At 47.2% G+C, this 16,123-nt stretch carries 12 protein-coding genes and 2 tRNA genes; all 14 read right to left on the bottom strand.

The features are described 5' to 3' along the window. Nucleotides 1-16: 16 nt before the first annotated feature. Nucleotides 17-2,335 (bottom strand): MMPL family transporter, encoded by a 2,319-nt coding sequence (locus MHM93_RS10565; RefSeq protein WP_239449118.1) that lies wholly within the window; start codon nucleotides 2,333-2,335, stop codon nucleotides 17-19. Nucleotides 2,336-2,337: 2 nt separating this feature from the next. Next, nucleotides 2,338-3,336 (bottom strand): YCF48-related protein, encoded by a 999-nt coding sequence (locus MHM93_RS10560; protein ID WP_045978719.1) that lies wholly within the window; start codon nucleotides 3,334-3,336, stop codon nucleotides 2,338-2,340. Nucleotides 3,337-3,411: 75 nt separating this feature from the next. Next, nucleotides 3,412-4,779, bottom strand: coding sequence for a DUF1329 domain-containing protein (locus MHM93_RS10555; protein ID WP_022943969.1), 1,368 nt, complete (start codon nucleotides 4,777-4,779; stop codon nucleotides 3,412-3,414). A gap of 12 nt (nucleotides 4,780-4,791) precedes the next feature. After that, nucleotides 4,792-6,879, bottom strand: coding sequence for a DUF1302 domain-containing protein (locus MHM93_RS10550; protein ID WP_022943970.1), 2,088 nt, complete (start codon nucleotides 6,877-6,879; stop codon nucleotides 4,792-4,794). 243 nt (nucleotides 6,880-7,122) lie between these two features. Beyond that, nucleotides 7,123-7,344, bottom strand: coding sequence for a DUF2835 domain-containing protein (locus MHM93_RS10545; protein ID WP_026110974.1), 222 nt, complete (start codon nucleotides 7,342-7,344; stop codon nucleotides 7,123-7,125). Nucleotide 7,345: 1 nt separating this feature from the next. Next, the gene (gene pepN, locus MHM93_RS10540) at nucleotides 7,346-9,955 is read right to left on the bottom strand and encodes an aminopeptidase N (protein WP_239449117.1); all 2,610 of its coding nucleotides are present in this window, start codon (nucleotides 9,953-9,955) and stop codon (nucleotides 7,346-7,348) included. Nucleotides 9,956-10,010: 55 nt separating this feature from the next. Beyond that, nucleotides 10,011-11,486, bottom strand: coding sequence for a Na+/H+ antiporter NhaC (nhaC, locus tag MHM93_RS10535; protein WP_053911344.1), 1,476 nt, complete (start codon nucleotides 11,484-11,486; stop codon nucleotides 10,011-10,013). A gap of 142 nt (nucleotides 11,487-11,628) precedes the next feature. Beyond that, on the bottom strand, nucleotides 11,629-13,659 hold the full coding sequence (gene prc, locus MHM93_RS10530; RefSeq protein WP_022943974.1) for a carboxy terminal-processing peptidase: 2,031 nt from the start codon (nucleotides 13,657-13,659) through the stop codon (nucleotides 11,629-11,631). 16 nt (nucleotides 13,660-13,675) lie between these two features. Beyond that, complete coding sequence (gene proQ / locus MHM93_RS10525; protein ID WP_022943975.1) at nucleotides 13,676-14,320, bottom strand: RNA chaperone ProQ; 645 nt, start codon at nucleotides 14,318-14,320, stop codon at nucleotides 13,676-13,678. 15 nt (nucleotides 14,321-14,335) lie between these two features. Beyond that, the gene (locus MHM93_RS10520) at nucleotides 14,336-14,614 is read right to left on the bottom strand and encodes a hypothetical protein (protein ID WP_022943976.1); all 279 of its coding nucleotides are present in this window, start codon (nucleotides 14,612-14,614) and stop codon (nucleotides 14,336-14,338) included. After that, on the bottom strand, nucleotides 14,614-15,072 hold the full coding sequence (locus MHM93_RS10515; protein WP_022943977.1) for a GAF domain-containing protein: 459 nt from the start codon (nucleotides 15,070-15,072) through the stop codon (nucleotides 14,614-14,616). The genes MHM93_RS10520 and MHM93_RS10515 overlap by 1 nt, the downstream gene beginning before the upstream one ends. Nucleotides 15,073-15,215: 143 nt before the next feature. Continuing rightward, nucleotides 15,216-15,602, bottom strand: coding sequence for a hypothetical protein (locus tag MHM93_RS10510; RefSeq protein WP_022943978.1), 387 nt, complete (start codon nucleotides 15,600-15,602; stop codon nucleotides 15,216-15,218). Nucleotides 15,603-15,718: 116 nt separating this feature from the next. Beyond that, a tRNA-Ser gene (locus tag MHM93_RS10505) sits at nucleotides 15,719-15,809 on the bottom strand. Nucleotides 15,810-15,853: 44 nt separating this feature from the next. Beyond that, nucleotides 15,854-15,944, bottom strand: a tRNA-Ser gene (locus MHM93_RS10500). Nucleotides 15,945-16,123: the final 179 nt, after the last annotated feature.

The raw sequence follows: 16,123 nt of genomic DNA, 5'->3' as shown, positions 1-16,123 counted from the left end.
CACACAAGTATTCACATTATTTTTTCTGGTCAGACCAGAGAAAAGCGCCGATTGCTGGCAAAATGAGCACTGCACCGAGCATATTCACCAAGAACATGAAGGTCAGCAAGATGCCCATATCAACTTGGAACTTCAACGCAGAGAAGATCCATGTGCTCACTCCCACTGCCAAGGTGATACCAGTAAAGAGCACGGCACTGCCCCGCTCTGCTAGGGCATTTCGATACGCTTCACTTAAGTGCACGCCTTGTTTGAGCTGAGTCATCATTGACGAGAGTATGTAAATACCATAGTCGACACCGATACCCACTCCCAATGCAATGACGGGTAAGGTCGACACCGTTAGGCCAATTTCCAGCCCCACCATCAGTGCCTGCGCCAACGTTGAAACAATGTATAGCGGCAACACCACGGCGATAGTGGCGCGCAGCGAGCGGAAGCTCAATAAACACAATATGATCACCGCACCGTAGACGTACAGCATCATCGGCGTTTGCGCTTTAGATACCGACTCATTCGTAGCCGCCATCACCCCAATTGGTCCGGATGCCAGTCGGAATGACACTTTGTCTGTGCCAAATTCAGCACCGTATTCTTTCACTGCGGCCACTACGCGCTCTATGCTCTCAGCCTTGTGATCTTCCATAAAGATGATCACTGGCATCACCGAGCAATCGCCATTGAGAAGACCTGAACTGGTTTCCACCCGTGAAGTTGCTTGCACGAGAGAAGCGCTATTGCGTGGTAGCGTTTGCCACTTCAAATTGCCTTCGTTGTAACCGGCATTCACGGCTTTAGCGACACTGGCTAAAGAAACACTGCTTTGCACCCCAGGAATATTATCCATACGCCATTGGAATTGGCTGATACGGTCCATCACTTCGTGCTCGGTACAAGCTGCTGGGTAGGCTTCTACAATCACTTTTAAGATATCGACAGATATACTGTAGCGATCGGAGATGAGGAAGGTGTCTTGGTTGTAACGCGCCTCCTCATGTAGCGCCGGTGCCCCAGCGTGTAAATCGCCTATGCGCATGTTTTGTGACTGCCAGTAGCCAAATGCAAACAACACAGCGGTGCAAATTAAAATAGCCGTCGCATTTTTCTTGTTAGTAGTGGCAACCAACAATTCACGGAGCTTAAATAGCGCGTTCTTATTGGCATTATCGGCTTCTAGTACCGCGAGCTTCGAAAAGGTCAGATAAGACGCTATCACAGGCAACAGAAGCAGGTTAGTGAAGATGATCACCGCCACACCCAAACTGGCTGTAATCGCCAACTCGCGAATAATACCGATGTCTATCGCCAACAAGGTTAAGAAGCCCACCGTATCCGATAGCAAAGCAATGCCACCGGGGATCAGTAAGGCTTTAAAGCTTGATTGTGCAGCGGTTTTGGCATCGCTGCCCAACTGAACTTTCTTGGCAATGCCATTGATCATCTGCACACCGTGGCTCACGCCAATAGCAAATACCAAGAACGGCACTAAAATCGACATTGGATCTAGGCCAAAGCCAAGTGTTGATAATAGCCCCATTTGCCAAACCACAGCAATAATCGAGCAGCCTATTGGCAGCAGAGTGAGCTTAAAGCTTTTACAAAACAGCCATACCATCACCAAGGTAATAGCGATGGCAATAGCGAAGAAAAGCACCACGTCTTTGGCACCTTCAGCAATATCACCGGCCATTTTCGCAAAGCCGATAATATGGATGCTGACGTTGTCAGTGCTTAAAGGTGTGCGAATCTTACTCTCTAATTGCTCTGCAATATCAAGAGTGTCGAGCTTTTCACCAGTTTGTGGGTCAAACTCCATAAGCTGAGCGCTGACCATGGCACAGGAGTAGTCCGAGGCCACCATGCGCCCTACAACTTTGGCCTTTTCAATATTTTCTTTTACTCGTGCAAGGCCTGCTTTGTCGGCACTGAAGTTTGCAGGAATAATAGGGCCACCGCTGAATCCATCTTCAACCACCTCAACAAAGCGCGCGCTTGGAGAGTAAATTGAATTAACCAGTGGGCGGTTAACCCCGGGAATGAAATACAGTTGGTCGTGGACTGCTTTTAATTGGGTAAAAAATTCCGGGTTAAAAATATCACCGCGCGCATCACACACGGAAATGAGGATGCCGTTGGCACCACCAAACTGCTTCTCGTGTTTGGTATACACCTTCATGTATTGGTGATTAAGCGGGATATTCTTATTGAACGACGCATCTAATTGCAGTTTAGTTGCCTGCCACGCCAAGGCCACGGTGGCGATAATAAAGGCCAAGATCACCCACATGCGATGGCGGAATAAACTGCGCTCTAATAATTCCACTAAAGTTTGCATGATTAGTTTAACTCCTTGGTTTGAATGCCCGCTTCCGTTGCTAGAATCAACTTACCAGCAAACTCCGCACCATCCATCACGGCTTTACCATCAGCGCGTTGACGCGCCTTGAGCTGGTTCTGTTGCATGTTTTCTAAGCGGTAAATCACAGCGGAGTTACCAAAAATATACACCCCACCCTTGTTGCTCTCGACGATGCTGTTCATGGTTGCTTGCTCTTGCGTGCGCAGTGCTTGCCACTGGCCGCTATCGCCTTGTTTAAATGCATTACCGCGTAAACCGGCAACCAGTATTTCGCCTTCGACCTCAGCAATATCGAAAAAGGAGCCATGATATATCTCCTGTTCCCGTTGCCAGCTTTGACCCTGGCTGGTGCTGTGCGCTATCAGTCCCATTTCACCTGCAATGTAGAGCCCTTTGGAAGTCTCAGCAATGCGGTTAAAGTGCGGCAAGATGGAGCTAGTTTCTATCTCATAACCTTCTGGATCGTTGACCTTCAAATCATTGAGGTAGTCCCTATCTTCGGGGTAAAGAAGGCTATCTAAAAAGCGTTTAGTCCAGTTTTGGCCACCATCTTTGGTCTCGAAGTACATTCCATAGGCACCCACAGCAACGCCGTTTTGCTTATCGAAAAAGTGAATATCCAAGCAGGGTTTATCAAGATCAGGACGATACTGCAGTAACTGCCAGCTGGCGCCGCCATCGGTGGTGCCTAAGATGCTGGCATCGTGACCACATGCCCAGCCTTGTTGATTATCAATAAAGAACACCGCTGTCAGCAGGGTATCAATAGGACTTGTGGCCTGCTGCCATTGCTCGCCATCATCGCTGTATACAATGGTGCCATGTTGGCCAACGGCGATAACGCGTGATTCTGTGGTGGTGATATCGGTAAATAACGTGCGCGTGGCACTGTCAGCCTGATAAGCCGGTTGTGGTGTCTCTTGTTGCGCGCTGACGCCAAGGGGCAAAAGCAACACCGCCCAAAGCAAGTACTTCATATCTAATTGAGCCTATAGAGGGTTAACGTGAGAGCCTCAGGCCTGCAGCAGCAGACCTGAGGAGTTCCGAGGAGATTAACGGCGCCCTTCGCGACGAAGTGCATTAGATGTAAACTCATTGTCTTGGAACGACTCAGAGAAGTCGTACATTTTCTCTTGGTTATCTAAGCCAATAGCCAAGTAACGACGTGAGTTTAGGTCGTGATAAACATCCAACGTACTCCAGTGCGTTGGTACTTCGTAATAGTTCACACCGTGGGCCATGGCTACACGATACATTTGGTCGCGGTTATCGTATAAATCGGCGACCGAAATCTGCCAGCTATCCTCATCGATGTAAAACACGCGTTTCTTGTAAATGTGGCGAGTGCCTTCTTTAAGCGTCGCTTCAACCACCCAAACGCGGTGTTTTTCATAACGCACATGTTCTGGATTAACGTGGCCAGGCTTAAGAATGTCATCGTACTCTAGCTCATCGCTATGCAATTTATAGCTGTTATACGGAATGTACATTTCTTTTTTACCTTTGAGTTCCCAGTTATAACGGTTCGGTGAGCCGTTAAACATGTCGAAGTCATCGGTAGTACGCAAGTTATCAGACGCTGTTCCCGGTGCATCGTATGCAACATTAGGGGCACGGCGAACACGGCGCTGACCGGTGTTATACGTCCATGCTTGGCGTGGCGTGAGGATTTGGTCCATGGTTTCGTGCACTAACAATGCGGTGCCTGCAAGGCGCGCTGGCTCGGTGACACGCTGTTTAAATTTAAACAGAATATTCGACTCTTGCAGCTGCTCCGGTGTGGCCTCTGGATCCGAGTACTTCACTAACAACTGCTCATCAAAACCAATCAGGTTGTACGAACCCGAGGCTGTTGGCATGGCTTGACCACCATAACGGGCAATCGATAAACCACGGTAGCGCAACAAGTGGTTCCACACGGCCTCTAAGCCGTTTTCCGGAATTGGAAATGGCACACCGATAGCAGTGTTTTTGATGCCATTACCGCCTTCGATCAACTCCGCTTCAGTGGCGTACTTCTTCGTTGCATCGTAATAAAACTGCGGGAAAGAGGCACTACGGCGAGTCGGATAAATATGCATTTTGAAGGTGTCAGGGTACGCCTCAAATAAGGCTATCTGACCCGGGCTCAAGAATTCCTTGTGCTGTTCCAAGTTTGACTTATCAATGGTGACAAGGACCTGATCATCTGCATAAGGGTCAGGGTGATGCATCCCTTGCTCATAATTCTCGGGTGCTTTAGTAATACCACCATCCCAAGCAGGAATAGAGCCATCTTCATTACCTGCTTTAAGTGCACCAATAGGTGTCAAATCCGCGCCCAGGCGTTCAGCCTGCTCGGGTGTTATTTTTGCCTGTACTGCAGAAGTGGCAAAGATGCCACAAAAGGCTGCTGCAATGAGGGTAGGTTTAGTTAACATGCGTGTACCCTTTTAAATTGAATATTTAATATTAAACGACACAAAGTCTCGGTCTGAGAAGTTATTCGTCGCACCACCGCCCCAGAAAGAGCTATAGCCTACGTCGAAAGACCAAGTATTTTGATAATTAAAGTTCAGGTTAATTCCCAACGATTTTCTATCTTCAATAAACAAGTACATTGGGTCAGGTGTAATGCCATTGACGTCGTGGGAGAATACGAACTTAGGTGAAAAGTTTACGCCTGAGAAGAGATTGAAGTAATCCCCCTTGGCAATAAGACGATATCCCCACGCCGAAGCCGTTGGGAATGGATTGGTTTCTGGGCCATTGGAAAGCGCCATTTGCAACGCGGTATAGTCGGCCGCAGGTCCTTGAATGACGCCACTGCGTCCGGTCCCCGCCACATTCAAACGCAGCTCATCGTACTCTGGCATGTTATTAACCCGCACCCCGCCGACTTCACCAACAACGGCCCAGCTGTCAGCACCTAGATAAGGGCCAAACAGGTGCGTGGCGGTGAATTGTAGCTGTGCCGTGTTGCGCAAGATATAACCTTGTGCCGTTTCACCTGGGCCTACAACCGAGGTCGCATCGCCTGGGCTCAACTGTGAAATACCCGCAAATTCTGGACGTAACCCGGCAACAGCGAGCTGCTCAGGCATACCAGCATACAGAAGCTCTACGTCATCCACTTGCAGTGGTTCATCCTGACGAAACGCAAATTCGCCAGAGAACGCGGTCTCGCCTAACGCCGTGTTAAAGCTCAAGCCATACAGTTTAATGTCTTCTGGATAAGCTAATACCGCTTTGGTAAACGCTTGCAGATCGGTGACGTTGTCTTCTGTGATTTCCGTCGTCGCCAGCATCGCTAAATCATCGCCAATGGCGGTAAAGTCCGATACTTGTCCAGAGATAACTGGGCGGCGGCTATGATAATTGATGTAGTAAAGCGCTACTTCAGTATCATTAAAGTCAGGCATAAACATACCTAGGCGCAAACCATACTGGCCGCCATCATCGGGCTCAGTCTTACCTTTGTGACCTTTGCCTTTAAGTGCCACCTTAGTGGGGTATGCCAAGTACATATTAGCCAGTAACTGTTGCCCCGCTGCTGAATTAGGGTCAATACCCTGCGCCGCTGCGGCCATCTGCCAATCACTGCCAAGGTTGTTGAGGCTTTCGGTTAAAAAGGCAAGGTCAATATCTGGGTTGGAGGTAAAGCCTAACTGTACGTTTTGGTTAAAACCGTTTTCCGAGGCAAAATCGTTGGTCGAGAAATAACTTCCCGATGCTGGTAGACGAGTTTCATGCCACTCGTACTGATAGAAACCTTCAAGATAGATGTTATCGGTAATACCTAGTGAGGCCCATAACATGCCGACGGGAATAAAGGCTTCTTTTACTTCAGCACCCGGCGCCTTCAGGCGGTCGATATCTACAGGGTTAACATTGATACCATGTGATATCAGGGTACTTTCACCCCAGTTTACAACTTGTTGACCTAAACGCACAGAGAGCGGGTTGCGACCTTCATTGAAATCGAAATCGGCCCAAATAAAGGCATCAAGCAAACGAAAATCAGCACAGACTTGCTCTTTGGTTTCGTCATAGTCACAGGGATCAACCTGCTCCCCTGAGGTAGGATTGGTGTAAGCAAAGTCACCATCCATCAAAGCGAAATCATAAAAATACATGAAGCGCGAGAAGAAACCGTACATGTCGCCATTGATGGCTAACTCATGTGTGCCTTTTAGCTGCTGTGAAAAGGTATCGCCACTATCAAAGTTTAAGTTACCCGCATCACCATTATTAGAGTAAGCGCCAGGTTGGGCCCACACATCTGCAGATGAATAGATTGGATTCAAAGCGGCGTTATAACCGGTCCAGTCAAAGCGTGGATGGTTACTTTTACCTATGTTGGCGTCGAAGTTTCTATCTTCCGTACGAATGCTTTGTCCGTATGAAAATGTCGAGTCGAAGTTAACATCGAAGTCCCCGACTGTAAAACTGGCACTGTGTGCGGCGCTACTCATGCCGAGCATCGCTCCCCCTACACAGAGCGCTAAACGATGCTTAGCAAATAGTGGCTGTCTTATCATTGTTGCTTCCCCCCTTTGCGCGGGTAATTAAGATCAAGTTATTGTTTTTAGTGTAGTCTTATACATTAGAAAGGATACGCGAAATTTACAAACAATCTAGATTAATGGCCTGTAATAAGCGTTAATTTTCCTTTATCTGCGCTAATGGTATGACATCCTACCACTATTTTTATACATGACAATAACGTTAACGACAAATGCAATTTACAACTGTTTAAAAATAGCGCACATAAGCAGGTTGAATTAGTGAACGCGCTCTAAGCGAATAAACTTATTATTCGCATCCAATAACAAGCGAAAACGCCCACGGATGCCTATTTGTGACATATAGGGAAGCAGTTTGTTAGCCGGGAAACGAATTTTTCGCCCGGCGTCGTCAATGACTTGCACAGCAGAAATCCGGCCTTTGTAATAGGCCAGACACTGGCTGTAACTCATAGAAAGCGTGAAATAAAATTCTTTAATCTCATTCACTGAGGGCTTTATCTACCTTTTCAAATAAATCTTTGCTGAGTTTTGGTAATACCTTTAAACGCTCTAGTTGCTCTTTCATCAACTGCTGACGCGTACTATCAAAACGTCGCCATGCCAACAACGGCGTGATCAGGCGCGAGGCGTTCTGTGGATTGATATCATTGAGTTTCACTAAGGCATCACCCAATAGCGCATAGCCCTGCCCGTCTTTGGCATGAAATTGCGTTGGGTTACTCATCGCAAAGGCACCAATAAGAGCACGCACTCGATTGGGGTTACGCCAACTAAAGTGAGGATGTTGGTATAAACGAGTCAGATTGGCGAAGCTGTCCGAGCCTTTGCGCAGGGCCTGAAGATTAAACCATTTATCCATCACAAGAGTATCATGCTGCCAACGCGCCGCGAACTCGTCTAACATAGCGCCACTGCGAGGGTGTTGAGCAAGGATCAACGCTTTTATCGCCGCCAAAGATAAAGTCATTGAGCCCTGATGTGCCTGAGTCTCAATAAATTCAAGCTGCGTATCTACGCGCGCTAAATACCCCATGCAGGTCGCGAGTAACGCTCGCTTGGCAACGCTTTGTTGCGATTGCTGCTTATCGTCGCTGAGTTGGGTCACTACTTCGCTCAGCAGCACTTGCAAGTGCTCGGCAATTTGTTGCGCAAATGCCTCGGTCACCGCCGTGATGGCATCAACAGGAACTTGCTCAAAATGAGCACTCAAGGTATCAAAGCTGGGTAGCTGTAATAGCTCTGCGACTAAGGCCAGATCATGTTCTTGACCGACTAATGCGCCATTAAGTAAGTCACTCAACGTGGCTAAAACTGCCTCATCAAGCTGGGCTTTTTCGCCCCGCCCAAGCTCGTCTAGGATACACCCGCTTAATGCACTTTGCTGCGCATCCCAGCGGGAGAAGTCGCTGCTAGCATGGCGCACTATATGCAATTGATCGTTAAGGCTCTGCTCAAACTGAACCTTAACCGGCGCGGAGAAGTCCTCAAACAGCACCGCGACAGGTCGCTCGGTGATATTGTCAAACACAAACTGCTGTTCACTTTGGTGTAACTGCAATACGTTATCAGCGACGCCATGCGCATTTAAGCTCAATGCCTTACCTTGGCTATCAAGCAGTTCAATCGCCACAGGGATGAGCAAATTATCTTTGCTTGGTTGATCTGCTGTCGGGCTATGATGCTGACTCAGGGTGAGTACATATTGCTGCTGTTGCGCGTCGAACTGTTCCTGAACATGCACTTGTGGGGTACCCGATTGGCTGTACCAGCGTTTAAACTGAGAGGCATCAAAGCCATTCGCATCACTCATAGCGCTAATGAAATCATCACAAGTCACCGCTTGGCCGTCATGACGCTCGATGTAGCACTGCATGCCTTTTTGGAAGCCTTGCTCACCCAGCAATGTATGCAGCATACGGATCACTTCGGCGCCCTTATCATACACTGTCACGGTATAAAAATTATTCATTTCTAATACCTTCTCAGGGCGAATAGGATGAGCCATTGGCCCCGCATCTTCAGCGAACTGATGTGTGCGCATCACCTTAACCGCATCAATTCGGTTGAGGGCTCGTGAGCCTAGATCACTGCTAAACTCCTGATCTCGAAACACCGTCAATCCCTCTTTCAAAGAGAGCTGAAACCAATCCCGACAAGTCACCCGGTTACCCGTCCAATTATGAAAATATTCGTGACCGACAATAGATTCAATCAAATGGAAATCGCGGTCCGTTGAGGTTTCTGCATTGGCGAGCACACATTTCGAGTTAAAGACATTTAACCCTTTGTTTTCCATCGCTCCCATATTGAAAAAGTCGACCGCCACTATCATGTACACATCGAGGTCGTATTCAAGATTAAAGCGTTGTTCATCCCAATGCATTGCCCGCTTAAGCGACGCCATCGCATGCGGGGCTTTACTTAAATTCCCCTTATCTACATAGAGCTCTAATGCTATTTCACGACCAGAGACGGTTGTGTAGCTATCACGTAATACGTCGAAGTCCCCGGCTACCAAGGCAAATAAGTAGCTTGGCTTTTTAAAGGGGTCTTGCCAAGTTGCAAAGTGGCGCCCATCGGCTAAGTCACCGCTGGCAATCTTGTTGCCATTTGACAGTAGATAGGGGAACTGGGCTTTATCCGCTTTGATGGTGACCTCATACTCGGCCATAACATCGGGTCTATCAAGGAAGTAGGTGATTTTACGAAACCCCTCAGCTTCACACTGAGTGCAATAAGCACCGTCTGATAAATACAGACCTTCTAATGAGCTATTAGTTTGTGGCGAACAGGCCGTTGTTATCTCTAGTACGAAGTGTTGTGGCACATCGCGAAGCAGTAATTGCTCGTCGTTAATGTCGTAGTTGGTGAACGTATGGCCATCAACTTTTACCTCTTTTAGAGTTAAATCTATACCATCTAACACTAAGTCATTTGCCGGGTTTGCCTCATTGCGACGCACCTCGGAGCGGGCATACACTGTGGTTTGCGTCGGCTGTAAATCAACGTCTAAGGTAAGGGTATCAATAAAAAAATGAGGGGGTTGGTAGTCTTTTAAATACTTCGCATTGCCATGCTGGGAGGTCATATAGGACAGTCCTCTGTTGCTCAGAGTGGGCATCAGGTGATGCCCACATTATAGGTTATTCGCTACGTTGCGCTTGTGTTTCAGGCTGTAAGTGTTTTGGCTCTAGCTTTAAAATCTTAATACCGAAATAAGCATAGATCACTGCTAACACTGGATTAATCAAATTAAAGAAGGCGTATAGAGCGTAATCAAATGGGTTAATTAGCAGTACACTCTGCATGTAGGCACCACAGGTATTCCAAGGGATAAGTGGGCTGGTTATAGTGCCGCCATCTTCTAACGTACGAGACAAATTCACTGGGCGTAAGCCCCGTTTTTTGTATTCTTCTTTAAACATTCGACCCGGCACGACAATAGCAATGTACTGATCAGCAGCGACTAAATTGGTGCCGATACATGTGGCGATAGTGGATGCGATAAGCGAACCTGTGGATTTAGCTATTTTTAAGATGCTGCGCACAAACACATCTAGCAGGCCGGTCTTTTCCATGATAGCGCCGAACATCAACGCCATCATAATGAGCCAAGTAGTGGTCAACATCCCTGACATGCCGCCGCCTGAGAGCAAGCTATCCATTTTCGCATTGCCAGTTTGAATAGCAAAACCGTCAAAAAAGGTTGCCCAAACTAGCTTAAAATAGCCAACTAATTGGCCTTGGGAAACATCAACTTGGCTGGCTAATAATTCGCCTTGGAACAACAGCGCCCACACCGCGCCTAATACTGCCCCAATAGAAATTGCCGGGAATGCCGGCATTTTGCGAATAGCCAGTGCCAACAACACCACTAAAGGCACCAAGTTGACGATGCTAATGTTAAAGTTGTCCTGCAACAGAGCGACCATGTTATCTATGCCTGCGGTATCACTGCTCACATCGGCGTTAAAGCCCATAAAGATGAAAATAATCACGGCTATCACAAAACTCGGGACCGTGGTCCAGAGCATGTGATGGATATGAGTAAATAAGTCGGCCCCTGCCACTGCTGGCGCTAAGTTAGTGGTTTCCGACAGTGGGCTGAGCTTGTCACCAAAGTAAGCACCGGATATAACCGCACCGGCGGTAACCACAGGATCTAAGTCTAACCCATTGGCGACCCCGAGTAAGGCCACACCTATGGTGGCTGCGGTAGTCCAAGAGCTACCGATACTCATCGCCACAATTCCGCATATAACGCAGCTTGCGGCATAAAACCAATGCGGGTTAATAATTTGTAGGCCGTAATAAATGAGCGTCGGCACGGTGCCCGATAGCAGCCAGGTGCCAATCAAGGCACCGACCATCAACAGTATTAATATAGCGCCCAAGGAGATGGTGATGCCTTTAATCATCGCCTCTTCAAGGGTTTTCCAGGTATAGCCGTTTTTTAAACCGATCAATGCTGCGGTGAACGTCGCAAACAGTAAGGCTATTTGGTTGGGGCCTGACGACGAGCTGTCACCATAGAGATACACCGCTGCGCCGAGCAAACAAATAAGCACGACGATGGGGATCAATGCATCAAGAAACTTGGCTTCTTTGGTGGTTGTCACAATGATTCTCCTGCCCTCGCCTTAAGCACGACACACGAGGGTTATTGTTATTATCAGCGCAAAGAGTACCAGAGGAAAACATTTTTAACACCGTCTAAACGACAAAAAGGGCGCTCAAAGCGCCCTTTTTCGTGGTTTTTGGTTACTTATTGTTCTTCGCCAATCGCCCTTGTTTAATATAATCTTGGGTGATCAACGCCGCCTCTTCCAAGAATGGGTCGAATTCATCTAATACCTCAGGGGCATCATCAACGTCTTCCACTTTTTCCAAACCTAGACGCGCAAGCCGCTCGTTGGTGCGCTTCAAAGCAAGCTCTTTGCGCTCATCACGTTGGTCAAGACGCTCTTTCTCGTTCAAAGAGATGAATTTACGATCTTTCTCTTCTTTGTACTTTTTGATGTCTTGCATCACATAATTGAACTCAGGCTCACTGGCAACACGCTTATCGTGCTCCTTCGCCAAATAATTGATGGTACCATCAAGGGTATCGACCATCGCGTAATTAGCACGGACAATGCTATCCCATGGCAACGCGTTGTCTTCTTGGCTCTCTCCCCACTCTGCGGGGTCTATCGGAGAAGGCAACTCAATATCAGGGACCACGCCTTTGTGCTGGGTACTACCACCATCAATACGGTAGAACTTAGCAATGGTGTACTGCACGCTACCTAGTGGGTTGTCGTACAAGTCGTAGTTGCGTCCCAGGCCTCGGTGTTGCTGTACCGTGCCCTTACCAAAGGTTTGCTCACCAATGATCACCGCACGACCGTAATCTTGCATAGCCGCCGCGAAAATTTCCGATGCCGATGCACTGTAACGGTCCACTAATACAGTCAATGGACCATCATAATAGGTCACACCATCTCGGTCTTTTTGCTGCTCAATTCGCCCGTTAAGAGTATGAATTTGCACCACAGGCCCTTGATCGATAAACAAGCCTGTCAGCTTGGTGGCTTCGTACAAGGAGCCGCCACCATTTTGGCGTAAATCAATAACCACGCCATCTACTTTTTGCTCTTTTAACTTGACCAGCTCGCCTTTAACATCCTCAGAGAGGTTGTTATAGAAGCCTGGAATTTCAATCACGCCAATTTTGCTGGTCAGCTCAGAATAGCTGGCTTCGAACACACTCGATTTCGCTGCACGATCTTCAAGACGCACTTTATCACGTGTGATCTCTACTACTTTGGGCATGCCGTGGTCGTCTTTACCCTCTAGGTACTGCAACCGCACCACAGTGCCTTTAGGGCCTTTAATGAGATCAACGACATCATCTAAACGCCAACCGATCACATCAACAAAATCGTCTTCCCCTTGAGCAACACCAACAATGCGGTCTTCGGGGCTGATTTCACCAGTTTTATCCGCTGGGCCGCCGGGCACTAGAGAGCGAATAACGGTGTAATCTTCATCGTAACTGAGGACCGCGCCAATGCCTTCGAGTTCAAGATCCATGTCCATCTTGAACTGCTCAGCACGTCGTGGTGATAAATAGGAAGTATGAGCTTCAATAGAACGCGCAAACGCGTTCATAATAATTTGGAAAGCGTCTTCGCTTTTTGTTTGCACTAGGCGTTTCAACGTGTAGGTATAGCGTTTTTCCAATACCTCTTTAATGCCTTCCCAGTCTTTACCGGTCAGCTTCAAACGCAGCGCATCGTATTTGACCTTTTGTCGCCATAACTCATTGAGTTCTTCCTGCGTTTTCGCATAGGGCGCCTGTTCACGGTCAAAGTAATATTTGTCGTCCTTAGTGAAGTCAAATTCATTCTCAAGTAAAGACAATGAATAGTCGTAGCGCTCGAAACGCCGCTTCATACTAAGGTTAAATAAATCATAGGCAAAATCGAGTTTGCCGGATTTCAATGCATTATCAAACTTATCACGATATTGCTCGTATTTAGCAATGTCCTGCTCTAGGAAGATAGTGCGATTGAAATCCAACGATTCAATGTAACGGTCGTACATTTGCTCCGACAGTTCATCATTGAATCGTATTGGCTTGTAGTGTGCACGTGTGAAGAGATTCGTCACTCGTTTACTTGCTGTACTGTGTTGCGACTCCTGCTGTAGGGTCGGCAAATCAGCCATGGTGACCTTATCCAGTGAGGCTAAGGCCGGTGCTGCTACAAGGGCAGCGACCAGTGGGATGAGTGAAAACGACTTACTCATGCACAACTCCTTCTTTTTATACTAGGTATAAGCTATCTGCTTTAGTTTTTACCTGCATGCCGGTGACTAATTCAACGTGGATATCATCTTTGTTGACTTCAGTGATAGTGCCGTTGACTAGCGCCTGACCTAGTTTAACTTTAACTTTGGTATTAGCCTTGACCTTGTCGCTTGGCAAAGGTTCAACTTTGTTACTACGACGCGGTGCAGGTTCTGCATTCTTTTTGACTTTAGCGCCTTTAGGGTGAGGCTTACCAGGTCCACTTGGACGTTTTTTGTAACCCTTTGTATCACCGTCTTTAGCACCACGAGCAGGCTTTTTACGTTTAGCCATTTTTGCGCGGCTTTGCTCAAGCGCAGTTTTTGCATGCTCAACGTGCTCTTGCTCTACTTTTTCTGCTTGGTTGCCATCTAAATCAACGCGGTATTCGTTGTTAACAACCGCTTCAAGGTAGCGCCAGTGTGAAGTGTACTTTCTCAACGCTTGACGAACTTGCGTTTTGCTGACCTTTTCACTGCCTTCAATACGTTCGGCAATGTCTTTAAAAATACCGACTTTGAGTGGCTTAATGCCTTCTTTTTGTTTAAAACAATTGGGAAATTCCTGGTATAGGAATTCCAATACTTCGTTTATATCTTTTAGCTTGTTTGTGGTTTCCATTTCTAAACCTTAAATTTACATCTGCTCGTCTTGCGCCGAGTCGACATAGTGTTCAACCCAGTCCATTAATTCTTCGTGTTCAGCATCGAGAAGCGCGGTGTCTCCGCGTAATTGCTCCCAAATACCGTTAATTATTTCATCTATGCGTTCGCAGCTTAGATCATCATCCAAGCGTTCCCATGCATGGTGGATTAGTTCGTTGTAACGCTCAGTAACGAATTCCTCTTCCCCCTCCCAGTCGCCAATATCGGACTGTGCGAAAAGGTAGTCATGTACACTAAGTAAGTCTTTCATTACAGGTATTTTTCGATGCTGTGAACTAGCTTCTCAAGGCCCTGCTTATCTTGCTCATCGAACCGTCCCACTGTAGGGCTGTCGATGTCAAGAACGGCAATGGCATTTCCTTGCTTTTTCACCACCACCACAACCTCAGAGTTTGACGCCGCATCGCAAGCGATATGCCCGGGAAATTGATGAACGTCAGTTACCAGTTGAGTGGTGTCTTCAGCAACAGCAGTACCACACACACCTTTTCCAACTTCAATGCGCACACACGCTGGCTTTCCTTGGAACGGCCCTAACACCATTTGTTGTGGCGACTCCAAAATGTAAAACCCTGCCCAGTTTATATCCTCTAAAGACATAAATAACAGCGCACTAATGTTCGCCATATTAGCAATTTGATTGGTTTCATCACTGACCAGCGCGAGTGCTTGCTGTGTCAGGGATTCATAAAAGGCTTCTTTACTCATTCACACTACTACTTCACATAGAATACGCAGTGTTTAAGGTACTCTTTGTGGCGCGCAAATGAAACCTTTTATCATGAAAAAAGTGATGCAGTCGCTTGAAAAAACGCTGATTGATTATTTTTACGCCATGAAGATAGGTAAGATTAAGCTTCGCGGGCACTGCCCCGGCGCAGGGCAAACAAGAACAGTCCACTTCCAAGTGCCGCCATCAGTGCGTTGACAATGAGTAAAAACCCCGCCTGCGCGCCAAAAGCATAACTGAACAACGCCCCTCCTAGTAGACCTAATGTGAGTACGCCGCTGTAATGCACTTTATTGTACTTATACATCAGCAAATAGCCCGGGACCACGAACACAGCCATCGCCAATCCCAAGATATGGGCGTTAGCAATAGCAGATAGTAATACGGCAAAAAATAGTTGCGCACCGTTTTGCTGTGCCCCTAAGGCGTAATAAATGCCTAACACCACACCAATCAATACCGGTGCTAATAAGGAATATAAAACTGCTTTTGCGAGGGTGTGTTTCATAATGGTGACTGCTGAACATGATTTATAAAAGCATTGCAGATCTGCAAAACCCTGCCAATAGCGACGTTAGTCGTAGAAAGCAAAAAGGCCTCAGCATATGCTGAGGCCTTTAATAGTGGCGGAGAGATAGGGATTCGAACCCTAGATGGGCTATTAACCCATGCCGGTTTTCAAGACCGGTGCATTCAACCGCTCTGCCATCTCTCCTAAAGCGGTACTTAGATAACTGCGTCACCTAAATAAAAATTAAGTGGCGGAGAGATAGGGATTCGAACCCTAGATGGGCTATTAACCCATGCCGGTTTTCAAGACCGGTGCATTCAACCGCTCTGCCATCTCTCCGCAGCGGCGTGCATATTAGTGAAATGCCTGACGTTTGTGAAGTGTTATTTTAAAATAATGTTCTAAATGGCTATTTTTTATCATAATAGCACAGCAATCGAACAATTCGCGAATTTTGCAGTCTATTGAAAGGTAAAGGTTTGCCCATATATAGAAGACTTGGTAATCTTTAACTCAGG

The sequence above is a fragment of the Pseudoalteromonas sp. MM17-2 genome, assembly GCF_022347945.1.
Lineage (GTDB): Bacteria > Pseudomonadota > Gammaproteobacteria > Enterobacterales > Alteromonadaceae > Pseudoalteromonas > Pseudoalteromonas ruthenica.
The sequence above is the reverse complement of the archived record's forward strand: the minus strand, read 5'-3'. Positions and strand labels throughout refer to the sequence as shown.